This window comes from Lyngbya aestuarii BL J (assembly GCF_000478195.2).
GTDB classification, from domain to species: Bacteria; Cyanobacteriota; Cyanobacteriia; order Cyanobacteriales; family Microcoleaceae; genus Capilliphycus; species Capilliphycus aestuarii.
This window is the reverse complement of record NZ_AUZM01000065.1, coordinates 1-24,856: the sequence shown is the minus strand read 5'-3', so window position 1 is coordinate 24,856 and position 24,856 is coordinate 1. Positions and strand designations below refer to the sequence as shown.

The 24,856-nt window shown below is 40.3% G+C and carries 22 protein-coding genes and 1 tRNA gene; 4 read left to right on the top strand and 19 right to left on the bottom strand.

Features of this window, described 5'->3' with window-relative positions; all coding sequences use genetic code 11:
- Nucleotides 1-109 precede the first annotated feature (109 nt).
- The 3 genes from M595_RS21535 to M595_RS21525 are packed head-to-tail and all read right to left on the bottom strand — an operon-like array spanning nucleotide 110 to nucleotide 1,883.
- Nucleotides 110-946: an inositol monophosphatase family protein gene (locus M595_RS21535; RefSeq protein ID WP_023068568.1), complete on the bottom strand. Its 837-nt coding sequence runs from the start codon at nucleotides 944-946 to the stop codon at nucleotides 110-112.
- Between the two features lie 6 nt (nucleotides 947-952).
- The gene (locus tag M595_RS21530; protein ID WP_023068567.1) at nucleotides 953-1,525 is read right to left on the bottom strand and encodes a thermonuclease family protein; all 573 of its coding nucleotides are present in this window, start codon (nucleotides 1,523-1,525) and stop codon (nucleotides 953-955) included.
- Complete coding sequence (locus M595_RS21525) at nucleotides 1,515-1,883, bottom strand: 2Fe-2S iron-sulfur cluster-binding protein (protein ID WP_023068573.1); 369 nt, start codon at nucleotides 1,881-1,883, stop codon at nucleotides 1,515-1,517. The genes M595_RS21530 and M595_RS21525 overlap by 11 nt, the downstream gene beginning before the upstream one ends.
- Before the next feature lie 218 nt (nucleotides 1,884-2,101).
- Between M595_RS21525 and M595_RS21520 the strand changes: the two genes are divergently transcribed.
- Nucleotides 2,102-2,188: transfer RNA gene (locus M595_RS21520), tRNA-Ser, on the top strand.
- A gap of 124 nt (nucleotides 2,189-2,312) precedes the next feature.
- Here the strand turns inward: M595_RS21520 and M595_RS21515 are convergent.
- The 9 genes from M595_RS21515 to M595_RS21475 all read right to left on the bottom strand — a co-directional run bounded on the left by M595_RS21515 (nucleotide 2,313) and on the right by M595_RS21475 (nucleotide 12,564).
- Complete coding sequence (locus M595_RS21515; protein ID WP_023068566.1) at nucleotides 2,313-3,215, bottom strand: NF038130 family PEP-CTERM protein; 903 nt, start codon at nucleotides 3,213-3,215, stop codon at nucleotides 2,313-2,315.
- A 617-nt stretch (nucleotides 3,216-3,832) separates the two neighbouring features.
- Complete coding sequence (locus M595_RS21510) at nucleotides 3,833-5,008, bottom strand: LL-diaminopimelate aminotransferase (protein ID WP_023068563.1); 1,176 nt, start codon at nucleotides 5,006-5,008, stop codon at nucleotides 3,833-3,835.
- Nucleotides 5,009-5,343: 335 nt separating this feature from the next.
- Nucleotides 5,344-5,835, bottom strand: a complete 492-nt coding sequence (locus M595_RS21505) for a BON domain-containing protein (protein WP_023068565.1) — start codon at nucleotides 5,833-5,835, stop codon at nucleotides 5,344-5,346.
- A 146-nt stretch (nucleotides 5,836-5,981) separates the two neighbouring features.
- Nucleotides 5,982-7,421 (bottom strand): general stress protein, encoded by a 1,440-nt coding sequence (locus M595_RS31905; protein WP_023068586.1) that lies wholly within the window; start codon nucleotides 7,419-7,421, stop codon nucleotides 5,982-5,984.
- 359 nt (nucleotides 7,422-7,780) lie between these two features.
- Complete coding sequence (hpsU, locus tag M595_RS21495; RefSeq protein ID WP_023068571.1) at nucleotides 7,781-8,386, bottom strand: hormogonium polysaccharide biosynthesis acetyltransferase HpsU; 606 nt, start codon at nucleotides 8,384-8,386, stop codon at nucleotides 7,781-7,783.
- 49 nt (nucleotides 8,387-8,435) lie between these two features.
- Entirely contained in the window at nucleotides 8,436-9,395 is a 960-nt protein-coding gene (locus M595_RS21490) for a glycosyltransferase family 2 protein (protein ID WP_023068577.1), read from the bottom strand.
- A gap of 161 nt (nucleotides 9,396-9,556) precedes the next feature.
- On the bottom strand, nucleotides 9,557-10,813 hold the full coding sequence (locus M595_RS21485) for an RNA-guided endonuclease InsQ/TnpB family protein (RefSeq protein ID WP_023068564.1): 1,257 nt from the start codon (nucleotides 10,811-10,813) through the stop codon (nucleotides 9,557-9,559).
- A gap of 117 nt (nucleotides 10,814-10,930) precedes the next feature.
- Complete coding sequence (locus M595_RS21480) at nucleotides 10,931-11,863, bottom strand: glycosyltransferase family 2 protein (RefSeq protein WP_023068588.1); 933 nt, start codon at nucleotides 11,861-11,863, stop codon at nucleotides 10,931-10,933.
- Between the two features lie 41 nt (nucleotides 11,864-11,904).
- A complete protein-coding gene (locus tag M595_RS21475; RefSeq protein ID WP_023068570.1) occupies nucleotides 11,905-12,564 on the bottom strand; it encodes a heme-binding protein in 660 nt (219 codons plus the stop codon).
- A gap of 261 nt (nucleotides 12,565-12,825) precedes the next feature.
- On the opposite strand from M595_RS21475, the gene M595_RS21470 reads away from it, so the two are divergent.
- Nucleotides 12,826-14,076 carry a retropepsin-like aspartic protease gene (locus M595_RS21470; protein WP_023068589.1) on the top strand — a complete coding sequence of 417 codons (1,251 nt, stop codon included), beginning with the start codon at nucleotides 12,826-12,828 and terminating at the stop codon, nucleotides 14,074-14,076.
- Between the two features lie 66 nt (nucleotides 14,077-14,142).
- Nucleotides 14,143-16,077 (top strand): pentapeptide repeat-containing protein, encoded by a 1,935-nt coding sequence (locus M595_RS21465; RefSeq protein ID WP_023068584.1) that lies wholly within the window; start codon nucleotides 14,143-14,145, stop codon nucleotides 16,075-16,077.
- A 43-nt stretch (nucleotides 16,078-16,120) separates the two neighbouring features.
- Here M595_RS21465 and M595_RS21460 read toward each other — a convergent pair whose 3' ends face one another.
- From M595_RS21460 to M595_RS21440, 5 genes are all read right to left on the bottom strand, one after another.
- Nucleotides 16,121-16,660, bottom strand: coding sequence for a DUF421 domain-containing protein (locus M595_RS21460; protein ID WP_023068585.1), 540 nt, complete (start codon nucleotides 16,658-16,660; stop codon nucleotides 16,121-16,123).
- Nucleotides 16,661-16,794: 134 nt separating this feature from the next.
- Nucleotides 16,795-17,331, bottom strand: a complete 537-nt coding sequence (locus M595_RS21455) for a DUF421 domain-containing protein (RefSeq protein WP_023068581.1) — start codon at nucleotides 17,329-17,331, stop codon at nucleotides 16,795-16,797.
- 238 nt (nucleotides 17,332-17,569) lie between these two features.
- A complete protein-coding gene (locus M595_RS21450; protein WP_040484473.1) occupies nucleotides 17,570-18,277 on the bottom strand; it encodes a DevA family ABC transporter ATP-binding protein in 708 nt (235 codons plus the stop codon).
- 63 nt (nucleotides 18,278-18,340) lie between these two features.
- Complete coding sequence (gene devC, locus M595_RS21445; RefSeq protein ID WP_023068578.1) at nucleotides 18,341-19,516, bottom strand: ABC transporter permease DevC; 1,176 nt, start codon at nucleotides 19,514-19,516, stop codon at nucleotides 18,341-18,343.
- A complete protein-coding gene (locus M595_RS21440) occupies nucleotides 19,513-20,907 on the bottom strand; it encodes an efflux RND transporter periplasmic adaptor subunit (protein ID WP_023068580.1) in 1,395 nt (464 codons plus the stop codon). Before M595_RS21440 ends, devC begins: the two co-directional genes overlap by 4 nt.
- A 98-nt stretch (nucleotides 20,908-21,005) precedes the next feature.
- Between M595_RS21440 and M595_RS21435 the strand changes: the two genes are divergently transcribed.
- The gene (locus tag M595_RS21435; protein WP_023068572.1) at nucleotides 21,006-21,632 is read left to right on the top strand and encodes a TetR/AcrR family transcriptional regulator; all 627 of its coding nucleotides are present in this window, start codon (nucleotides 21,006-21,008) and stop codon (nucleotides 21,630-21,632) included.
- A gap of 33 nt (nucleotides 21,633-21,665) precedes the next feature.
- On the opposite strand, the gene M595_RS21430 is transcribed toward M595_RS21435, so the two are convergent.
- The gene (locus M595_RS21430) at nucleotides 21,666-22,853 is read right to left on the bottom strand and encodes an McrC family protein (protein ID WP_023068591.1); all 1,188 of its coding nucleotides are present in this window, start codon (nucleotides 22,851-22,853) and stop codon (nucleotides 21,666-21,668) included.
- Nucleotides 22,854-22,916: 63 nt separating this feature from the next.
- Nucleotides 22,917-24,551, bottom strand: a complete 1,635-nt coding sequence (locus tag M595_RS21425) for an McrB family protein (protein ID WP_023068569.1) — start codon at nucleotides 24,549-24,551, stop codon at nucleotides 22,917-22,919.
- Between the last annotated feature and the right edge of the window lie 305 nt (nucleotides 24,552-24,856).

Here is a 24,856-nt window from a genome sequence, read left to right as displayed (position 1 = left end):
TTATCGATACACCAATCAAGTTAGTTTTGTAATCTTAGACCTAACTTGCTGATTGCTCTATAAGATCCTAATCGCATTTTAACTAAACTTGGGTCATTTTAGTGAGGTGTTATGGCGATGACCATGACGATAAGGGTGGCGTTTCCACTAACGCTTGACTGAGACTCCGGTGTAAATGACCATTTGTGGCGAGAATACGACCGGATTTTAAGTCTAGAGGGCTGCTATCATAGGCGGTAACTTTACCACCAGCCTCCTCTAATACCACAATCCCCGCCGCCATATCCCAAGGAGACAGTCCCCGCTCCCAATATCCATCTAAGCGCCCAGAAGCCACATAAGACAAGTCCAAAGCCGCAGAACCCCCTCGCCGCACGCCTTGAGTTAGATGAGTCAGATAACAAAATTCAGCATAATTATTATCCGATGTTTCTCGGCGATCATAAGCAAAACCCGTCACCAGTAAACTATTGGCTAAATGATCGGTTTTGGAAACCTGAATGGGTTGATAGTTGCGAGTTGCACCCAAACCTTTAGCCGCTCGAAAAAGTTCACCCCGCCAAGGGTCAAGAACCGCTCCGACAGACGGAACACCGTCAATCAATAAAGCAATAGAAGTCGAGAAAAAAGGATATTGATGAGCAAAATTTGTGGTTCCATCTAACGGGTCAATTGCCCACAGAAACGAGCTGTCACGATTTCCTAATTCACCGGATTCTTCTGTGAGAATAGCATGATCCGGAGCATGACGTTTAAGAATATCAAGAACCGCAGCTTCTGAGGCTTTATCGGCTTCTGTCACTAAATCTCCTGAACGACCCTTTTCTTGAATATCTTTGAGATTTCCTAAACAAGATTGTAAGACAGCGCCTCCAGCTTCAGCCGCAAGAGTGGCAATATCTAGGAATGTTTGGAGTTGATCGGGAGTTGTTTTTGTTGTGTTCATCTGGGATCACTGTTGCTCATTCTGACGGCGAAACTCAGTTGGAGTTAGACGTAACGGTTGTTCGGGGTTCCAAATTCCTTGACCTAAAATTCGGGCTTCATACTGAGCATAGAGCAAACGTTGGCTATATTTTGTATTGGGAATGTGTTCGTCAGCTAGAACATAACCCTGTTTAACCAGTTGTTCATTGATCAGTATCCCATCCAACCACACATAGGCTAACACGCGATTGTAGGGATCGCTTTGTTCACGATCAGACTCTAACAACACTTCTTTTCCGAGAGTAATTTCTTCTAGATAACGTTGCGCCAGCAGTCCCCACGGGTCTTGCTTTAAGTCCGGTGCAGCAATACCAATTAATCTTACTGCTTTTAGTGCCGGGACAACACTACGAGGATCAATAATTTCTAGGGTTTGTCCACTGACTACTCGTTCGACTCGACTTATTACCCCAAGTGGTGGCGGTTGAGGCGTTGAACAACTCACCAGAAGGAAGCCCAGAGCGACTAAAATCACAGACAACAGGGAAAAGATCTCTCTTTTTTGAGATAGTAATGTCCACTGTCGATTATTCTTCATCTAAAGGCAATCCTGCTTTTACCTTCCCTTTTCCAAAGTAGCGTCCAAACTGGAGTTCATAAACTTCGTCTTCGTCTTGGGTTTCTACTTCCAAGTCCGAACGGGGATAACTGACGCACAGTAAAGCATAACCTTCTTTTTGTAGTTCTGGCGAAAGTCCCATCGCTTCGGGTTGATAGAGTTCACCGGAGATCACTCGCACCGCACAGGTGGTACAAGCACCATTTCGACAGGAATAGGGTAAGTCAACGCCTTGATTTTCTACACATTGGAGAATATAGCGATCTTCTGGAACTTTAGCGGTGTAGAGTTGGTTCTTCTGACGGTTATGAATGCGGATGGTGTAATGACGGGACATAACAGGTTTTTTGTCGCTTTCAGGATAAATAGTCGATAGCAAGATTTAGGATCTATTGTCCCCTCGTTATTATATCGGACTGATGTAAGTCCTGGCTCAGAATGGGTATCAGTTTCAAAATTCTGGGTTGAAAATTTTTTGGCGATCGCTCTTGCAAAGTCTATTGCGATTCTGCTACTATATGTATCTTGTGAGTAAATAAAAAAATACTTGCCTCTGGAGAGGTGGCCGAGTGGTTGAAGGCGCAGCACTGGAAATGCTGTTATGCAGTAATGTATACGAGGGTTCGAATCCCTCCCTCTCCGTTTCCAGTAACAATCTGATTTCAAGAATTTTGTCATTGTCAGTATGACATTTTGATTGACACCAAAAAAAGGGAGCCGTTTGGCTCCCCGCAATGACTCAGACTATAGACAGAAATCGCAAAATTTAAGCTTTCTTCGCGTTGCGCTTGGCTGCTGCGAACAGTCCACCGACAGCCATCAAACCTAACATTGTAGAGGGTTCGGGAACTGCTGCGGTTTCACCTGCTTTGTTCCAAGCGTAAATACCACTGTAAGATTTACCAGCGACATCATCTAAAGCAACGAAGCCAGAGTTAGTCGCGTTGAAGCTATAGACATACTCAGACTGACCGTTAATTGTTACTTTAGCAATTTCGCTGATTTGCAGAGCATCAATTTCGTTTAATGCTCCCAGGAAAGGATTGACCTGACTGTTTACAAGACTCTTGGCAGCCAAATCTGGAACACCTAAGCCTTTTAATTCATTTATGGTTTTAGTTGTATACTGATTAATCATCATGTTAACGCGAGGTTTCAGGTCAAAGAATCCCATTGTTTGCATGGAAATCGCGCCTGTTTTATCTAGAGAGAATTCAGCAACGTTAACATCTCCAGAACCTACAGCGCCCGTAAACATATTTTTGGCAACAGTTTGTACATTAGAGCTTAATCCACCCCAAACTGTTTTTAAAGGAGCGTAAGCATCTAATAAATCAGCAACCCATTGGTCTTGGAAGGTGAGAAATTCTGCGTCAGTAACACTAGAAACGTTTACGGTGTAGTCTCCTGCAACCGCAGTAAAACCAATATTTTTATCATCGTTTTCACCGGTGTAGTTCAGTTCAACATTAGTAGTTAAATCACCATCCGTTAAAGCATTAATTGCAGCCGCTTCACCATCGACCCAGAGGTTTCCGGTTTGGTGAGTGTAGGTTTTGTAGTCAGAACCGTTCATTCCGAGGACTCCGGCTTGAGCAGGAGCAACAACTGCACTCATTCCAACAACTACTGAAGCACCGACGATAAATTTATTTAACAATCCAGACATGATTTTTTCTCCTGAGTTTTGTATGATGTAATTTGAATGAACTTGTTCGGTGATGATGAATCTGTTTTAACTTAGATTTTCCTTGTTTTTTTGTGATTCATATCACCCGTTTTTGTGAGAATTAACGAGTTTGTTTAGAGATGACCCATAAGAGTTGGTAGGGAGAGTGACTAGGCTTAAAATACAGATGATTGAACATCTTTGTTACTTGTTTCTTGATTTTTCCCTTTCGGTCTACAGCCATTATAAACAGACTTTTACCGAGAAAGCTATAAACTTTCCATGAATTTATTGTAGTCTTTGTGAAGCTAAATTAAATCAGTAATAACACGTAAATTTAACTTTTTAAAAGATCTACGTGAAATTACTGAGAAGTGAAAAAATAGACAATTATTAATAATTGAATTTCGCTAATATAGCGCTACTTGAATCGGGAACAGGGAACACCGGATCAGGGAACAGTAGACTGTGAAAGGGTTTTAGGATCTAGAAATGTCCTAACTTAAATGCGTAGTGCTATAATGCTGAGGACTTCCTGAAATTAGGGAAAAAAAACCCGATTTCTCAAAGAAACCAGGTTCCGGGGATATCCCTCACTCAGATAAAGAAGGGAGTCATTAGCAAGATTTCTGCAAAAATTGGGCGATTCTCTCAACTGCTTGGGTTAACATCTCGGGTGAACGAACAAGGGCGAAGCGAACATATCCTTCTCCCGATTTCCCAAAGCCAACCCCCGGAGAAGCTGCAACCCCAGTCTGTTCAACAAGCTGAGTACAGAACCCCACTGAGTCTTGAGTCCAAGGTTCCGGTAACTTTGCCCAAACATACATTGTCGCCCGAGGAGTCGGAACATTCCAGCCCATATCCCGCATCGCCCCCACAAATACATCTCGCCGTTGTCTGAACGTATTAACTGTGTGTTGGACAAACTCCTGGGGTTCATTTAAAGCCGTAATCGCGCCGTTGAGAATCCCCTGATATTGGTTAAAATCAATCACAGCTTTGACTTTTCGCAACGCTTGAATGATTTCCCGATTACCAATGGCGTAGGCGATCCGAAACCCCCCCATATTGTAGGATTTGGAGAAGGTAAAAAATTCGATAGAAACGGTTTTTTCCCGATCGGCTTGGAATATAGAAGGTGCGACTGCATCCTCAAACACAAAGTCACCGTAGGGAAAGTCATGGACAAGAACTAAATGATGCTGCTGACAAAACGCCACGGCTTTCTCAAAAAACGATAACGGGGCGATCGCAGTTGTGGGATTATGAGGATAACTCAATACCATCATTCGGGCTTGAGTCAAAACCGCTTCGGGAATATCTTCTAAGATCGGTAAAAACCCGTTTTCTGCTAACATCGGCATGGTGTAGACTTGACCGCCTGCTAAATATACGCCGCCAAAATGAGAAGGATAGCCGGGATCTTGTAACAGCGCAAAATCACCGGGATTGAGAAGGGCTAAGGGTAAATGGGCGGTTCCCTCCTGACAGCCAATGAGTTGTAAAACTTCGGTTTCTGGATCAACGGGAATATCATATTTGCGTGTGTACCAGTTTGCTACAGCTTCCCGAAAGGTTTGGGTACTATGAAATAAGGCATAGCCATGAGTAGAAGGATCAGCAAGTGAGTCTCGGATGCGATCTAAAATGCGATCGGCGACGGGTAAATCAGCCGAACCGAGAGAGAGATCGATGATATCTCGCCCCGCAGATAATGCTCTGGCTTTGGCGCGATCCATATCTGCAAAAACGTTAGATTGCAGCAGTTGTAAACGGTTAGAAAAGTGCATAGCGCTCTGGACTGATGAGACAACAAATCAGGAGAAGGTTCAAGAGAATGGGTTTCTCTATCCTCTATAGAGTAAGATAAAAAATTCTTCCCTTTCCTGATTTAGATTGATTGTTAATCTATTATTTCACCCGGTTGAGTGCTGCGCCACTACTGGAATTTATACGTTTTTAATCAGGTCTGAGTTGCTTTTCTCGGTTGAACTTACGGGTTAAATTAACTATTTTTGTCTAAGTCTTCGATGTATTAGCTTGTCTGAATGCCACTGAATCAATAATAAAAGACGCGCCATAGCACGTCTAAAGACTTAAAGATAGAAGATTTTAAGACTCAGTATTAGTTCTCTATGTTGTTGTTATCTTCTTCGGGTTGGGCTGGAGCAACAACAGCCTGATTATTGACAGACTGAACTCCTTTGATCTCTTTCGCTAAGGGTTCAATTCGCTGTAGCTGTTCTTCTGTGGGAACCGTTCCTGATACAATGATCATTCCTTCTTCGGCTTTAATCAGTAATTCACTCGCGGGTAAATTGGCTTCTAATTTACTGCGAACTTCGCTGGCAATATCATCACTATCTCGGCTTTGTTCAGCACCGTTATTAAAAGCATTATTACGCTGTTCCCTGGCTCGGATATCAGAATTTAGCTGATTTCTCCGAACTTCGCTTTGAGCGTCTTCTTGAGCGTCTTGTACTTGTTCGGCTTCGGGAATATCTGGAGTTGTTTCTACAGTATTGGGAGCATCCGCACTGGTTTTAGCATCATCAGCACAAGCCACCGTACCTAAGAGCAAAACACTACCGAGTAAAAAAGAAGTTAATTTTTTCATGGTTTTTATGACCTTATCGGTGAGAAATAAAAGTTAAAAACTCGTGAAAACTTACAAAAAGTAGGGAGTGAAAAGGAGCAAGCCATTCGATTACCTTGCCCCCAAAATTTAAGGTTTTAGAAAGAGAATAGTTTTCTCAATCTCCTCTAGAATTTGCGATCGCGATGATCAACGACTTTCACTTTAGGATCGCGACTGATCACTTGAGCGTGTTCGCTATCGGTTTCAATTCGTCCTGAAGTTGAAGTGTTGTGATTGATCGTAGTGGGATCGTAAATTCCAAACTCTTGAATTCCTTGACGGTTGAGAATAGATTGAACTTGGCGCAGATCATTATCCGTACCTTCAACAATCACTAAATAATGACCTTGACCAATGTGATTATGATAATGTTTGGCACGATCTTCAAAAATTCCTAAACCTGCATAGTTATCCACACGATCCATGCGATTAATATCAGGAATCCGATTCATTTGATTAGAATCGTGAGCCACAACAGAAACATTCCTCATCGGAAAATCAACATTTTTGAGTTCTGTCAGGGCATATTCAGCTTCTTGACGAGTAGAAAAGATGCCGACACCATGTTTGTAAGGAAGCGACTCAGAACCGGTTCTAGCTGTGCTAAAAGTATGAATATTGGTATCTGATCGCTCATTTTCAGGTCGTTTAAAAATAGCCCATTCTTTAATTTCTCGACGATTGAATAGGGTTTCGGCGGTGCGGATTTCTTCTGGGCTTCCTTCAACAACGATTAGATAGTCTCCTCGTTCAAAGCGATCATTGAAGAAACGGTTGCGATCGCCAAGAAATCCTAAAAATCGGTTATCAAAGCGGTTATGAATGTGAAAACCGTGGCGGTTGGGGTGATGGTCATAGTCGCGCCCGACGAGATAAACTTGACGAGCAGGAAAGCCTGCATTGATCAGTTCATCGAGTGCTGCATCGGCATCTCGGCGACGGGGAAATACACCAATTGCACGATAGTCGTGATATTGAGGGGTTAGAGGTTCATCCGTTTGATCACGATACTCTGAGGCGGGAATGTCAAAAACACCCCAATCTCGAATTCCTTGACGGTGTAAGACGGTTTCAGCGCGATGGATTTCATCGTCAGTTCCGTCGATCATCACCAAGTAATGTCCCTTTGACACTCGTTCGTTGTAGGTTCTAGCGTGTTCTTCCGGGATTCCTAAACCAACGAGCGCCCCAATTAAACCGCCTGCGGCTGCCCCAATTGCCCCGCCTGCTGCTGTTGTTGCAATCGTTGTTGCGGTTGCACCTGCAAGCATAATTGGCCCGATGCCCGGGATAGCCAAGGCACCCAGACCGACTAATAAACCTGTTAAACCGCCTAATGCACCGCCTGTAAGCACTCCTGCTTTGGCACCGTCATCGGCTTTATTTCCATGATGGTGATCGTGAACTTCTGTTTCACCGATGCGGTTGGGTGCTTCTGAGTCTTGGGTAATGATGGATACTCTATCCATCGGAAAGCCAGAATCTCTCAGTTCGTGGAGTGCCTTTTCTGTATCTCTGCGGTTGGGAAATGTACCAACTGCTCTTTTATTGGGTCTTAAAACCATTTGTTTTCCTCCCTGAAGGGAATTTTATTTTAGAACGCCTTTTTTTAGGAGTTATTCTTACAATTTACTGGAGGAAAACTGAATTGACCTCTATCTAAATAGACAAAAATCTTTCTCTTTATATATATCTTTTGATAGACGGTGAGTCATCTAATTTAACCGGAATGATTCTTTAGAGATCATCTTTTCTATTTTAAAAAGTTTGATCTGTTTTAAAGAAGTATGAATAAAATGATTATTGTGATATTTTTTATCTTGATTCGATGGTTTTTTCCAGTCCTCAGATTTGTTAAAACTTAATTATCATACAAATTCTATGGTTTTGTATCTATCTTTGAGATTAATCCTAAAGTTTAGCTTTAGTTTTTTTCTGACTTTTCGGCTGAACTTTTAACAGCCATCAAACGTGCATAGCGAGGACGACAAGGAGTTCCGATACAAACTTGACCGGGGGGCATATCGCTAAACACACTACTCCGGGCGGCTATCACAGCATTAGAACCAATCACGACTCCGGGGGCAATAAAGCAGTCTGCGGCAACCCAAGCACCATCTTCTAGGGTAATAGAAGCGGTTTTCAGTCCAAAAGCGGGGTCTGTAATCTCGTGACTTCCGGTACAAAGATAACTTTTTTGGGAAATGACGCAGTGTTGACCAATATTAATCTGATCTAAACTATAAAGTACAACATCATCGCCAATCCAACTATAATTCCCGATTGTTACTTTCCAGGGATAGGTAAAACGAGCAGTCGGACGGATGAGAACGCCTTGACCAATATTCGCCCCAAACCGCCTCAATATCCAACAGCGAATTCCACTCAAAGAATGTAACGTTAGTGGAAAAGTAACCGCTTGTACAAACCACCACAATAAAATAAACCAACCGGGTTTTCCTCGATCAAAATTCGATTGGTCGTATTGACGTAAATCAACCCAGGATGTTGTTTGTTGAGTGTCGATCATAATCAATAATTAGGTGGAGAGACGTTATCGATAACGCCTCCAAAGGTTACTATTTCTGAACCGCTTGGGGAACAGAGGGGACTTGATTTGTGTTATTTTCAGTTGGTGCTTTGCTAACGTTTAAATGACCGCCAAATGTCCGCAATTCATAGAGTTTTACGCCGATTTGATATTCATATTGACTGAGTAAACGACCATAAATATAACCCGCTCGACCATCTAAAAAACCGAGTCGTAGGATATAAAACAATACAAATCGCAAAAAGGGTTTAAACGGAAGTCTGACCCAAACTTTTTTTAAGAATCGTTTGCGTTGAACCGCATCTCCAAACAAGTTTGCGCCGATAGTATCACTTTCATCTTGTCCGGTCAATATATTATAGTAGACGCGAGCTTCCCAGTTAGAATAACGATTATGTCGAGCAATCCAGTGAAACATATCTCGGAAGTCTTCATGGAGCATATCATTTTTCAGATAGCCGACTTTTTCGGAGCCTGACATGACAACGTGTTCGTGAACTTCGTTATCTCCAGTATTACGAACTCCTTCTGTTTTTAGGTTTTCGTAGCAACCCTGTTTGTGCTTAAATAAACGCAGATTCCAATCGGGATATTTGCCCCCGTGACGAATCCAAGCCCCTAAAAAGAAAACCCGTCGATTGATGTAATAACCACAAAATTCAGGATTTTGAGTCATCACTTCGATTTCATCCCAAAGTTCGGGAGTAATGCGTTCATCGCAGTCTACAATTAAAACCCAATCATTACGAAAGGGTAAGTTTTCTAACGACCAATTTTTCTTTTTTGGCCAGTTTCCGTTAAAATGAAATTGTACAACTTTCGCACCGTGACTTTCAGAGATTTCGACGGTACGATCTTCACTTTGAGAGTCTACCACAAAGATTTCGTCTGCTCTGGCAACACTGGCTAAACAAGCGGGTAAGTTTTCTTCTTCGTCTTTAGCAGGAATCAGAACGGAAACCGGAATCTTAGATGCAGTTGAGGTCATGGCGAAAAGTTTCCAGTAATAGTTTTACAAAAAAATTAGATGCGTGTCCACAGTGTCACAAACTGTAGGATGTAGAGAACAATAGAGAATATATCAAGAGAATATGAGTATTGAACCTCTCTCCTTTCCACTGTGAACTACCTACGCAGACGCTTCGCTTTCTAGCGTAGGCTTCCAGCTTTTTGATCAACCTTGGTCGAAGCATCATTAGATTGATCATTGATCGGAAGTTGCCGCACAGAGGACTTTCGTCCTTTGGTTGGTCTTACACTTCCTCCACTGGCAGTCACCCCCGTCCCAGGGGCGAGGAATTGTCGATCTGGGTCTGCGGCGATAACTCTCAATCCCTCATCTCTGATATTGAGAGCCGCGTTGATATCACGATCATGTTGGGTGTGACAATGATTGCACTCCCAACGACGAACATCAAGTGGCAGACTTTCAACAACATTCAGACAAACATTACAAGTCTTTGAGGACGGAAAAAACCGATCTATTTCTAGGTAGGTTTTTCCGTCCCGTTTTGCTTTGTAATTGACAAAATTCAAGAACTTTCCCCAACCACAATCACTAATTGCTTTGGCTAGATTGTGGTTGCGTACCATACCCTTTACATTAAGATTTTCAGCGATTATCACTTGGTTCTCGTTGACAATCTTGCGAGACAGTTTATGTAGGAAGTCTTGTCTCGCAAAGAAGATTTTCTCGTGCGCTCTTGCTACCAATTTCCTGGCTTTATTCCGGGAATTGGAGCCTTTTTGCTTGCGAGATAATTTCTGCTGCTTTCGCTTTAAATTACGTTCATGCTTTTTAAAATGCCGAGGATTTTCGTATTTAGACCCCTCACTTGTAATCAAAAAGTGGGTGAGTCCCAGGTCTAATCCTATCGCTTTTCCCTCGTCAGAAGTCTGCGGTTCGGCTTCCTCGTTCTCAAATAAAATTGAAGCGTAATACTTCTCCGTTCTTGTCTTTGTTATTGTGACTGTTTTGATATTGCCATCAAATTTTCGGTGAATATTGGCTTTGATTTTGCCAAGAACAGGAAAACTTAAATGACTGTCAACAATCTTGACATTTTGAGGGTACTGAATCGATTGCTTTTCATGGCGACTCTTAAATCGAGGGAACTTGGCTCGACCTTCAAAGAAGTTGACAAAAGCTCTGGAAAGATTTAAAACAGACTGCTGTAAGCATTGTGAATAGGTTTCCTTTAACCAGGCTGTTTCTTCTTTCTTCTTAAGAATTGGTAACTGTTTCTTGAGTTGCATTCCTGAGATTCCCTGACCTGTTTCTTTATAGGCTTGGTTGTTTAGCGCAAGACAGTAATTCCACACCCAACGGACAGAGCCAAACGCTTTTGCAAGAGCTTGTTTCTGTTCATCTGTTGGATATAGTCTGACTTTTGCTACGTTTCTCATTCGGCAAATTAGAGCGAATGCAATTTATTATAACTTAATCTGGAGAATTAACAACCTCAAGGGCGATTCATCCCACACTGACACTGCGTTTCAGGTGTGGGGCTTCTCGCTGTGAAGCTAATGCTCTTGGGATTTTGAGGTGATAATTCCAGCAATGGCAGCCCCTAAATAACCAATCTGACCGTAAGCATACACGAAATTATCAAACCGTTGTGCAGGATCGCTTAAATTCTTAACGGATTTGTACAATCCTCTGACAATTCGTTCTCCCCCACGACCTAACTGACCCCAACCGGCTTCACCTGCGAGTTGTTCTCGGTAACATTCACTAATTCCTTGCCACCAGCCTCTTTCCATAAACCAACTGCGGTTTACTCGATCTGGGGCGACGTTATGGGCGACTAAGGCTTCAGGAAGATAGGCAACTTTCCAGCCTTTTTTTAACGCCAATTCGGTCATGTGAAGTTCTTCGTTAGAGAGTAACCGTTTTCCCACACGGCCTAAGTTGGGGTCAAACCCGCCTATTTGGTCTAAAAAGGTACGACGCAGGGAGTAATTTAACCCTCTAGGCGTTAAACCAGGCTTGGTAATGGAAACGACTTCATTTCCTAAATCATAGGCCCCGAGATTACCTGCTAAACCTTCCGATAACCATTGGGGGGCGTGAATCCCTTCTGGCCATAATAGCGTTACTTTACCGCCTGCGATCGCTAATTTCTCGTCTTGTTGATAAGCTTGATGTAATATCCCCAACCATTGTGGTGTGGCGACAGCATCATCATCAAGATAGGCGATAATTGGGCTTTTGGCTTCTTTTGCCCCTCGGTTGCGGGCGACGGATAATCCTGTTACCCCTTCGTAAACGTAGGTTAACTTCGGATGATGTTGTCGGGCTGCGGTCACTTCGCGTGTGCGATCGGTGGAGGCATTATCGACTACAATCACTTCATAGTCTTCAAAGTCCTGTGTGAGTAAACTATCAATCGCCGCTCCCAAATAGAGATCACGATTGTGTGTACAAATAATGGCTGAAATCTGAGGATCTGTCATAGCTTAGACTCCCAAGCGTAGCCTTTTTCAATCTTAAGCGATTATGGCTCAGTTTCAGGTGTTTTTTCTGTTTCTTCTATTTCTTCTATTTCTTCGATAGGAATTTGAATTTCGCTGCGTTTGAGGGCTTCGGGTATAAAGGGCGAGTCATAGAAAAACCGTCGGGGTTCTCCAACCACGCTATATTGAGGGTTTTGTTTTAACCAATTGTGTAGTTTTTTGATATTGTCTTGATAACTGCTGTAGTCGTAGCTTCCTCGCAGTCCCAAACTAACGACAGTCATCGGGGGAATATCTTCGACTTCGATATTGTCTGCTATTTCTTTGGGGTAAGTGTCAGTGTCACGGTACAGGAAGGAAACCCACGCTTCACCATTTCTGTTCGTATTGTTGGGGTCTAGGGTAGAGATGGGATAACGGGTTTCTACTGGAGAGGTCATGGAAATCTCGTTATCATTGATATGGCGAAAAAGGGGATCAAATGCCCGAAAAGTTGCCATCGATAAATCACCTGTATATCGAACTGTTGCTGCTCGATAAGCCGGATAACGCTTCACTTCGATTCGACCTTCATCTGTGGGCGCTGGAAAGCCTTTCGGTAAAGGGGCAGCAATAGCACTATTGTAAGCATACAGTGCGATCGCTCCAATTGCTACAATTCCTAGAGGTAAGAATAATTTTTCGAGTTTAAGGGGAAACATCAGTCTAATTCTGTAAAAACAAACAAATTGAGTTCAGGACGATTGAACTTTTTTTAGGGTATCACAGTCTGAGGAGTAAGCGTGTTCGCTCTTGCCGCGAGGCTTACAAAAGTCATAAGTCGTGAGGTCATAAGTTAGAAGTTCAGAAGTTCAGGAGTTAAAAATTATTTGGGTAAACTGATAACTGAAAAAACGGGTGACTGCTGACTGATATGAACCTTCCCCTACAACATGATTAAATTACCTCACATTTAACTTCAAATGAAACGTTTATCTTATCTAAAATCAGGTTTAACTCTCCTTACTGCTTTGGGAACCATTACGTTAACCTTTTTACCCTCCATAGCTGAAAATCCTCAAGATCCCAATAATCGATTTAATCGCGACTATTCAAATCCTGTTTCTGAACCTGTTTCTGAACCTGTTTCTCCACCCGGAGTTCGACCTCCAGACTCATCAGAAGACCTCGGAAAACAACTGGTTCAAGAACTTTCTCAATGTATGAGAAATGCCATGCCCAACAACGAACCTGAGTCTTTAGAGGCACTACAAGCTGCATCCATGCAGTGTACAATTCGGGTGATTGTTCTCACGCCTGATGGCAAAGTCAGAACTGATGCTAATGATCGGATGAATGCCATTTTAACGGCGATGAATGTCACCCTTCCGGCGACAGTCAGTCAAGGACAAGCTTCGGTCAAATTAGAGGCGGTTCCTGAGAGTTTTGTTTATACAGTTCCGGTCATTGTGGGCGGAAAACCGCAAAGATTTTTATTGGATACAGGGGCATCAAATTCAATTTTATCTGAACCGATTGTTCAACAGTTAGGACTAACAGGCACAACCCTTCCTAGTGATATTTTAGCTTATTTTGTAGTGGGTGATGACTGTTCTAATATCAAAGCGACTTTACACAGTTTACCCGCGATTAAAGTTGATGCGGCAACCGTAGAAGGAATGAACGGAATGGGATTACCAAAAACGGCTATTCCGGGAGATGTAGCGGGAGTTTTGGGGTTGGATTTTCTTAAAAGTTTTGATGTTGTGATTAATCCTAAAAATTCTAGTTTACAACTTTTACCCCGTTCAAATACTGTTGCGGGAGGTGTTCCGTTAACCGGAAAAATGGGTGTAATGACTACAGAAGTGTTTGTGAATGGTAAAGGGCCTTATAATTTTTTATTAGATACGGGTGCAGATGTGATGGTACTTTCTAACCGTTTAGCTAATACTTTATCAATTGATTTAGATAATGCGGAAAATATTGATGTTCGCGGGTTTTGTGGTCAAGAAATGGGTCAGAAAGTTAGCCTATCTTCTATCAAGTTACAAGGTTATGAGTCAACTAATTTAGATGGAGTTGTTTTAAATAATGAGTTGTTAGATTTATTAGGGGTTGATGGAATTGTGGGTCAAAATTATCTCAACCAATATCAACAACATTGGCGGTTTGGTGAACCGAATAGTCTGGGTTTTCCGGAAACTGGAAGTTTGATGTTGAAACGGTTGTAAGTTCGCGCCGGATTTTGAGGTAAGCTAGGTCAAGAGACTCCCTTGACCTTGTTTTTTTTCTGAACTATGTCTTCTGACCCCAAACCAGATTTAGTCACACGAATTTCACAACTTGAACAGCAGCAAGTTCAACTCAAAAAATACATTGCGACCCTCAAACTTCGTCTAGATAAATACACTCAACAGTTTAACACAAGACCCGAACTCCAACAGTTAGCAGAATTACAAAAACGTCTAGATGAATTGTGTGAAAATCGGGTAAGTATTTCCTCCTCTCCAGAGACAGATAGACCCATTTCTGTTGATATTATCCCGACAATACCGTTATTAGAAACTGAGGTGATTGTTTCTCAACCCAAGTCAGAGTTAGTGTTTGATCGTTCGGGAAGTCGGGAAGTTTTAATTGAAGCGTTAGAAACCGCAGAAGAACGGTTAATTATAGTCTGTCCTTGGTTAAATTGTAACAGCATTAATGAGCATTTGCTACAAAAAATCCGAGATTGTCTTAACCGCAATTGTCAAATCGATATTGGTTGGGGATATTTGGGCGATCGCAAAAAAATTGGTAAAGGTTGGCGCTATAATGCTCTGGGCGATTTACAAAAGTTAGAACAGGAATACCCCGATCTATTTCACTTGAAATTGTTGGGAACCCATGAGAAGTATATCGTTTGTGATTTTAGCTTTGCGATGGTTGGAAGTCACAATGTATTAACCTCTGGGGTTCAAAGTGCGGAACGAGAAGTGGGAATTAGAACAACAGATTTGCAGATTATTCAAGGGTTAATTCACCGTTTTGATGAGACTGAGGAAACAGAGAAAAGTGAGATTATTCAACGGTTTTCAGCCAATATTGAACGGTTAAATGAAGCGGAATATTTAGAAGGAATTGTTGAAACTGAAGATTTTGACGAGGATGACGAAGACGAGGATTTTGAAGAAAGTCAAGAACCTCCTGTTACTGCTGAGGAGTTTTTAAGGCGTTATAACGAAGGCGAACGAGATTTTACCGGGATTAATTTAGCAGGTGTTGATTTGAGTGGACAGAGGTTAGGTAGTCACATTAATTTATCAGGTGCAAATTTAAAAGATGCCAATTTAAGCAACATAAATCTTGGGGGAGTAAATTTGAGCAAAGCTAATTTAAAAAGAGCAAAACTTACAGAAGCTATTTTAACTTCTACGAATTTAGAGCAAGCTAAACTCATAAGGTCTGATTTAAGATATGCGAATTTAACATTTGCTAACTTAAGTAAAGTACAGTTATGTAACACTGATATCAGCAAAATAAAAATTTCAAAAGAAACAAACTTTACCGAAGCAAACTTAAGTCAATCTAACTTAAATGGGTTGAATTTACGCGAAGTAAAATTGATGCAAGCCAACTTAATTAATGCTGATTTGAGTAATACAAATTTATTGTGGACAAATCTGACAGGAGCAAAATTAAATGGAGTGAAACTTCAAAAAGCTATTTATAATGCTCGGACTATTTTTCCCGAAGGCTTTGATCCGGTAAAAGCTGGAGCATATTTAATAGCTTCTGGGGTGTCCCTAAAGAATATTAGCTTAGTTAATGCAGATTTAAGTGGGGTCAATTTAAGTGAAGCAGACTTGAGTGGAGCTAATTTAAGTTTATCAAACTTGAAGAATTCTGATTTAAGAGATGCTAATTTAAGTTCAGCAAAACTGACAGGAGCATCTATGAATTCAATCAATTTGAATCGCGCAAATTTGAACAAGGCTGATTTGAAAGAAGCTAGTTTAACCCAAGCCAATTTAATTACAACTAACCTAAAAGAAGCTGATTTACGTCAAGCAGATCTTGACAGTGCGAAGTTATTAGGAGCAGAATTAAATTCAGCAGACTTGCGTGCATCTAGATTGCGTAATGCTGATTTGTCTGGCGCAGACTTGACAAATGCTAAATTAGGTGGTGCTTACTCAGAACAAATTAAGTTAGCAGGTGCAACAATGCCAGACGGAAAAGTTCACGAATAAAACAATATTCTATTTTTGTGTCTTCGTGTTTTTCCTGACAAAATTAATAATCAACATCGAGAATATTACTTAATGCAGATTTGTCTGTAGAGTGTTCAAACTTTTGCTTTTTAATAATCGTAATATTTCCCACAGGTTCCATAATAATGGCTTCCACATCCTGCAAAGAAACAACCCCCTGCTGTCGAACTGTTTCTAATAGATTCTTTTTCGTTAAACGTTGTTCTCTCATCGCTTTGTTGATAAACTGTCCGTCAAAATAAAGCAAAGAAGGACTCGCCATGACTAAATCTGCAAAAGCCGAAGATTTAATTGTCAGCCAAGAAACAATATATTGTAATCCAATTAAAACGCCAAAAGCAGTGATACCTTCAGCCAAAGAAACCCCTTTTGCGGTTAATAATCGACCAAAGGTTGAACCAATTGCCACCGTAATCACAAAATCAAACGCATTCATCTGGGCGAGTGTTCGTTTTCCTGATACCCGCAACAGCAATAACAAACTAATATAGGCTAACGTCCCAATAATAATTATCCTGAAAATGGGTTCTAAACCTGTATAAAAGAAAACAATTTTATTCATCTAAATTGTGTTGAATAGATCTGTATAAATAAATTAAATTTAGAGTGTTCAAGACTTTTGAAATAACAAAGGTGGGTTTTCACTTGGATTGACATTGTAGATGACCCCCACCTTTTCTTTTTAATTAAAATCTGTTAAACTTTAGCAAGTTCTTTTTGAGTAACTGGATATCCTTGAACGTCAATTAAAGCAGAACTCGATGTTTCTTGATTTTTTTCTATGACGCTGAAGTTACCATTGGTTTCAAGCACGACAGCTTCCACATTTTCTACGGCTGAAATTCCGTGAGAACGAATAGCTGCTAATACATCTTCTTGTGTAATTCGTTCTTTTTTAAGCGTTTCTGCAATCATATTTCCTTGATAAAGCAATAAAGTTGGTTTTGCTTTAATCAATGCTTGCATCTGTTCAGAGTTCACTGATAGCCAACTTACAGTAAGTTGAAGAATGACTAATAAACCAAACCCAACGATTCCTTGAATTAAACTGGTATCCTCTGCTAACAGAATCATTCCCAGAATCGAACCAAATGCAACAGTAACGATAAAATCAAAAGCATTCCACTTAGAAAGTGTGCGTTTTCCTGAAATTCTGAGTAAAATAATCAGAACGACATAGGCTAGCGTTCCGATGACTAATGTATGAAATATAGTTGTCCAATTACCTGACAAAGCGGTTCCTCCCTGATAAACTAAAGTGATAGGAATACCTCTAGCTTAAGGTGAGAACCTGTAAATTACATCTCCTCTAAGATAGACATCGCTCAGAAATTCAGAGGAAAAGTAATATACCCGAATTATTATGATCGGGGAAAATAGCAACAACTTTCCGACTTTCGTTATTCATCTCCCAAATATAACGAGTGATAGCTACATCTGTCTATCCCTCAATATTTTTGTAAAATATTGCTTATTTTGTGGGGGCGAGTTGATTACTTTTCAAGATTCCATCTTCCATATAAACAGTGCGATCAGCAACATCCAATATCCGGTTATCATGGGTAACAAGTAAAATTGTACAACCTTGTTCTTTGGCGAGTCTTTGCATTAACGTCACCACATCTCGTCCAGATTTACTATCTAAAGCTGCCGTGGGTTCATCTGCTAGGAGTAACTGAGGATGATTGACTAACGCCCTGGCAATTGCTACCCGTTGTTTTTGCCCTCCCGAAAGATTATCAGGATAATGATTTAAACGATTTCCTAATCCGACTTCTTGGAGAATATGAGTTGCCATTTCCTCCATTTTTTTCACAGAATATTGGGGATGAATTTCTAACCCCATGCGAACGTTATGCAAAGCGGTTAGGCTACCATGTAAATTGTGGGCTTGAAAGATATATCCAGCCTGCCGACGAATTTTAACTAATTGTTTTGAAGTCGCCCCACAAAGTTCTTGTCCTAAAAATTTCAGGCTACCTGATTGTACAGATCTTAACCCTCCAATTAATGTTAATAGTGTTGTTTTTCCTGAACCAGAAGGCCCGGTCATAATAACAATTTCACCTGCATTAATCTCTAAGTTAATATCAAACAAAGCCTGTTTACGTTGTTCCCCTTGACCAAAAAAATGATCAAGATGTTTAATAGAAAGAACTGGAGTAGAAGAATCTGTCATCATCATTAATTGTTGCTTTTGGAGTTGAGTAATATCAAATCTAATGAAATCAATAACTTTGATTTAAAACATATCAGCCGGATCAGCCGATTGTAGTTTTTGGGTGGCAATCGCCCCGGAAATAATACACATAATCATCGTTAAAATCAACACTGTAATTGCTCTAATCAGGGTCATCTGAATCGGTAATGAAGTCGCTTTTGCTGCTCCATAATATAAGCCAATTGGTAAAATAAATCCAGGTAAAAACCCCAGAAATGCTAAAATAATCGCTTCTTCAAAGACAATTGCTAATAAATAACGATGACGATAACCCATTGCTTTAAATGTGGCATATTCTTGGATATGAGCGCTCACATCAGTTGATAAAATTTGATAAACAATCACCACACCCACGATAAACGCCATCGCCGTTCCTAATGTAAAAATAAATCCAATTGGACTTTCTTCTTGCCAATATTTCTGTTCATCTTCGATAAATTCAGCAATCGTCATCACTTCCACATCTTCGGGAAGATGCGATCGCAAAGCTTCAGCCACAATGACAGAATCAGCTTCGGGTTCAACCTGAATTAACCCTAAACTTACACTTCCTGCATCACGACGGGGAAACAACATCAGAAAGTTTTGATCGCTAGTAATCAAAATCCCATCTGTACCAAAAGAAGCCCCTAATGAAAATAATCCTTTGACTGTAATTTTCCGTCCTTCTGCTTCTGTAGAAACCCAATTATTCTCACTAACTTGGGTAATGACTTGATCATAATCACCCCGAGATTTGCGATCAAATAACACCACATCAGGTATTTTAATTTCATCAAGCTGTTGATTCACTTCAGGAAGATTAAAAGCTGGATAATTGGGATCAAATCCAATCAGTTGTAATGGATTATCTTGACGAGTTTGGGGATTTTTCCAGTTAATCGTTTGAGAATAAAACCCATGGGCTGATTCCACACCCGGAACATCCATCGCCTGATACAGTCTTCGTCTGGCAAAAGTAGACAAATTTTGTGTATTTTTGGCTTTGGGACTCACTAACACAATATCAGCATTTAAAGCCCGTCTTATCCGAGTATTACTATCAAAAAGAGAGGCTTGAAACCCGAGTTGCATAAACATTAATACATCGGCAAAAGCAATCCCAGAAATTGCCACAAACAAGCGACTTTTATGGTGAGTGAGTTGTAACCAACCTAGCGGTGTTCGTCGTTGTAATTGTTGCAGCACTTTAATCATAATTCCACCTCAACTTGGACTTGCAAATTGGTAAATTTTGCTGCGGTTTGACTGGAGGTATCATCTAAACGGACATGAACTTCCACAACTCTTGCATCGATGTTTTCACTCGGATCAGTATTAATCACGCTTTGTTGTTGCACTTTGCTATCAATTCGTTCTACTTTTCCTATTAATATTTCCGGTAAAGCTTCACTGGTAATCTTGGCAGTTTGTCCGAGTTTAATTTTTTGAATATCGCTTTGATAAACTTCGGCGATCGCATACATTTGTTGAGTGCGCCCTAACTCGATAATCCCTTCATTAGAAACAACTTCCCCCGCGCGAGTATGAATATCCATCACCACTCCATCTTGGGGTGATCGTACATAAACTTGGGCTAAATTGGCTTCAGCTTGCTTAACTGCGGCGATCGCTTGATTGACTTCTGTTTGGGCAACCTGCACATCAACAGGGCGAACTTCTGCTAAACTTTCTAATTGTGATCGCGCTTGACTAATTTGTTGACTTCCGGTACTTTGGATGCGACTCAGCGTAACTTCGGCTTCGATAATTTGTTCTTTTGCAGTGCGATTAATTCGGTCTAAATTCGCGACCGCTTCGATAATTTGTTCTTTTGCAGTACGGTTAATTCGGTCTAAATTTGCGACCGCTTCGGCAATTTTTTGGCGACTGGTTTCTACGTTTAACTGTTTACTATCAAACGAGGATTGAGAAATTGCGCCTTCTGCGTACAACTGTTGATACCGTTGATATTCGGCTTCGGCGTTGTTGAGTTCCGCCCTCAACCGACTGATAGTGGCTGCTTGGGCTGTGCGTTCCCCTTCCCACTGGGCTTGAATACGGCTAATGGTTGCTTCTTGGGCGCTGCGTTCTCCTTCCCACTCAGCTTGTATCCGTTGGAGGGTGGCTTTTTGAGCGGCTTCATCCCCTTGTAATTGCGCTTGAAGGCGGCTAATTTGCGCTTTTTGAGCGGCGAGATCTCCAGATTTTGCCCCTGCTTTAACTTGTTCTAGACGGGCTTTCGCCACTTCTACGTCTCCTTGGGCTTGTTCTAACTGGGCTTGTAAGCGATCGCGAGAATCTAAAATCGCCACAATCTCTCCGGCTTTGACTTCATCTCCTTCTTGGACTCGTAATTCAGCAATTCGGCTTTCTTGGGTAGAAGTCGAGGCTTTGAGTTGAATCACTTCTCCATCGGGTTCTAAGCGCCCCAAGGCGGTGACGGTTTGGATTTTTGGGGTAATCGTCGTGACGGCGGGCGTGGTTGGGGTAGACGGCGATCGCAAGGGGAGATAAATCGCTACACCGCCTATTCCTAAAAGGGCGACACTGGCGAATGTGATCCACTTTCGCAGGGCTGTTTCTGTTATTCTGGCTGCATCCTGCATGAGAAGCAACTCCTTTAATTGCAAAAATTTAACTGAACCGTTTAGTCTCGTTACTAAACAGTTTAGTTAAAATAAAAGAGACTGTCAACTGGAAAAAAATGATAGAATCCTCAAACCCCCAAAAATCGCCTCGCCCCAAAGCATCTGAAAAAGCGGAAGTCATCCTCGAAGGGGCGATGCAAGAGTTTATGCTGTCTGGGTATGCTGCTGCGAGTATGGATCGAATAGCCACCGCAGCAGGTGTGTCAAAACCAACGCTTTACAATTATTTTCAAGACAAAGAAGGCTTATTTATTGCCTTGATTGAACAATTAGTTGAAAAAAGATTTCAGAATTTGTTTACCCCCCAACATTTCCAAGAACCTATCTCTCTAGGAAAAGGAGAAATTATTCTGCGTGAGTTGGCTAAAAAAATTGTTGAAGATTCTACTAATGATCCACAATTTCTCGACTTTATGCGAATTATTTTAGGAGAGTCTGGACGTTTTCCCGAGTTAGCCCGTAACTTTACTCGTACAATTAAAGCAACTGCTTTTCAAGCCATTACTCATTTATTTGCCAGTTGTCCCGAACTTCCAATTGATGATCCTGAAGTCGCCGCCCGAATTTTTTTAGGAACGATGGTTCATTTTGTGATTACACAAAAGCTGCTGTATGGTGAAGATATTTTACCGATGGATAGTGATCGTCTAATTGATGGGTTGATGAGTTACTTAACTCGTTAAATGCGGTAATATTTACACTAATCTCTTGAAAATTTATTCCGATTGACACAGATTATTGAGAAATTCTTGACCCGCTTGTTCCAAGTCTCCATCGATAGAAAACGTTAGGCTGCGAACCCAAATGTTACTCTCGCCCGATGGTTGATTTAATGGATTGATTAAGGGTTTGGGATATACCAGAACCGCTTCAGAACAAATTTTAGAAGCTGCATAGGCTACTACTTGTATTTTATCATCCGAACTCGATGAATTTTGAGGAACTTTATATTTTGTATCAATAATATAGACTGTTTTTCCGGTCTGAGTTTCGTAGATTTCTACATCAATAATAAACCCAATATTGAGTTTACTTTGTCTCCGAACCGATAAATGAGAGGGAAGATTCAATTTCAGCCATTCTGCAACAAACAACTCATACAACTTTGCCATATCTACCAAAAAGGGGAACATTGTATAGTTTCCAACTTGGTGAGACGCGCCACAATTATCGAGGAAAAATCGACAAAGTGAGTGCATTATTTGATAATCTTGATTCAGACGATTATAAGAACGGTTAACACAATCTTTTCCTTGAAATGAACGGTGAGTAACAAATCCATTAAGAACGTGATAGGCTTTTCTAATTTTCGGAGAAACTGTCGGCGAACACAAGCCAGTCCGACCAATAACGTACAGCGTCCAAAGCAAAATCTGGTTATCTTCTATATCCGCAGTCTGTTCATCGTAGTGACATTTTAGCTTAACGTTCCAGGGTTTTTTAACCGTTTCTCGCAGGTCAATTTTTCCGCGAATAGCGGAGAGATGGCTACTAACAGGAATATAAGTTCGGTAAAGTCCCCGACGACTTCGAGACAGAATTTTATCCGCGAGAATAGCCGCAAGTCTGCTATAAAAATCGTCTATGGTTTGACATTGGGTAAATTGATGATCAAAGATTTTAAAGCTTTTCAATTGATAAGCATATTCTAACATTCCGAATAGATTGAAAATGGGAACTTTTGGCTTGATGTAAATGTGTAGTTCGGGTGTTAGGGTAATTTGACCAACCCATCCTCTAGGCTTGAGTTTATATTTGTTGTTGGTTTTAATAGAGGGAAAGTCTACATCAATTAAATCTTTGTAATTTTTCCAAACGAGTTCAGCAATTTCTTGGTCAAGTTCATCCCGTTCAAATAGTTTGGGTTGGTGTTCGGTGAGTTCTATGATTGTGGGTTGGTTCATTTAAAATGTGTTTAACATCGATTTCCCTTATTACCCTGAATGATTTATTTCGATAAACCCTTCTTAAAAAGGATTACCTTCCAAGAAAATTTCATCTTCAAAATCTTTAAGTTTAAATTTTAAATTGTTCTTTTGTATTTCAGACCAGCGAAAATTTTTAATTTTATCTGGATTATCATAAAAATATTCTTCTAAATAGGGTTCAATTTCCATCGTCCAGATATCCTCAATGTTATTTTCCAAGTCATCAACCAAGAAAAATGAAATCCCCAGTTCGTGATGCGGGTCATCAATTGTTTCATTCAAATCTTTTAGAATACCGATTAATTTTTCTATAAAAGATTCACTAAAACTAGAACTTCTATGATATTGACGCAATACATCATAATTGGGAGAAAGCGTAATAAAAGAAAAGCGGCGACGAAGTGCATTATCAACCAACGCAATAGAACGGTCAGCAGTGTTCATGGTTCCAATAATGTAAACATTTGAGGGAATTCCAAACGGTTCATTACTACCCGCCAAACAAATTTTTTCATCTCGATATTCCAACAAATACATCAACTCTCCAAACACCTGAGATAAATTCGCCCGATTAATTTCGTCAATAATAAGAACACAAAATCCTTTACAAGATTCTGCTTTTTTACAAAACTCAAGAAATCGACCTGGAACCATTGAATAGGTTAACTGTCCGTCTTCTGTCTGAGGACGAATTCCCTGCATAAAGTCTTCGTAGGTGTAGGCGGGATGAAACTGAACCAATTCAGAAAAACCGTCGTTACCTCCTATTAAATGTTTAGCGATTTCTTTGGCGATGAATGTTTTTCCTGTTCCGGGTGGCCCTTGAAATATTACCTGTTGTTTCCGTTTAATTATCTTTACCCATTGTTTTAAGATTTCCACTTTAAAGCCTGTATATATTGAGCATTGAACTAGAATATATGGAGGCTGATAATTTAGATATGTACATAGGTTATAAATAGGAGCTTCAGGCATCGAAATTAACATTAGAGGAAATGTATTTTTAAAAATTTTGTCAATGCAAGACCTAAAGCAATCAACGGACATATGAGAGGCTATTTCCTTGTTAATTTCCACATCATAATTAAATTTAGAGCTTATTTCCCCATCAATTCCAACGGATTGAAAAATTTTTTTAAACATTATATCTAATCCCCAACAGTATCTTTTATTTGTGTTTTTTAATCTTTCTACTCGACCTTTTAAAAAAGCTATATTATCTTTGGTGTTTTCAAGCAAAATCTCTGATTGTATTTTTAAGTTGTGAGGGCTTAAACTTAATGAAAAAATAGTGACATGATCTGTATGAATATACGATTGGTCTGATACACGAATTAAAAAGTATAATCTAATTTCATAGTCAGGTTTACTTGACTTATCAAGCCATGCTTGACTAACCGAAAAATTAGGATAATGCTTTAAAGATTTTTCAAGATAGTTGTATGTAAGATTTGAAATTTTTTTTAAGTTTGAAAAAATTTTTGAAAAAACTTGTGTTTTTGAAGAACTGAATTGTTTACCTTCTATTTCTGAAAATTTATCTATAAAATCAGGTAAATGTTCAAACATATCCTTAGTAAAAAGAAATTCTTCTTGTTTCTCACTCATTTTAATCTCAATCCCTTTAACACTTGCTTTAACAGTCAACCAACCAAACGTGCAGTTATTAACCATTGTACTCTCAAAACAGTCGCTATCAAGCAGAATTAAAGATGTTGATGTAGGACTTGGAAAAATGCGACAACAACGGTATAATTAACTCGGATAAATTCAAAAAAAGTTGGTATATTTTCTGATTTTAGTTGTAAAAATGATAACATACTGAACTGTATATTTCTCTGTATCGTCCTTAAAATCCCCCTGCCCCCAAAAATTCCCTGCCCCCTAAATCCCCCAATAATGGGGGACTTTGATTAATAGGTGACTTTGATTAATGAAGAACTTTGAAAAGGAAATTCTAATTCCCCCCAGAATTGGGG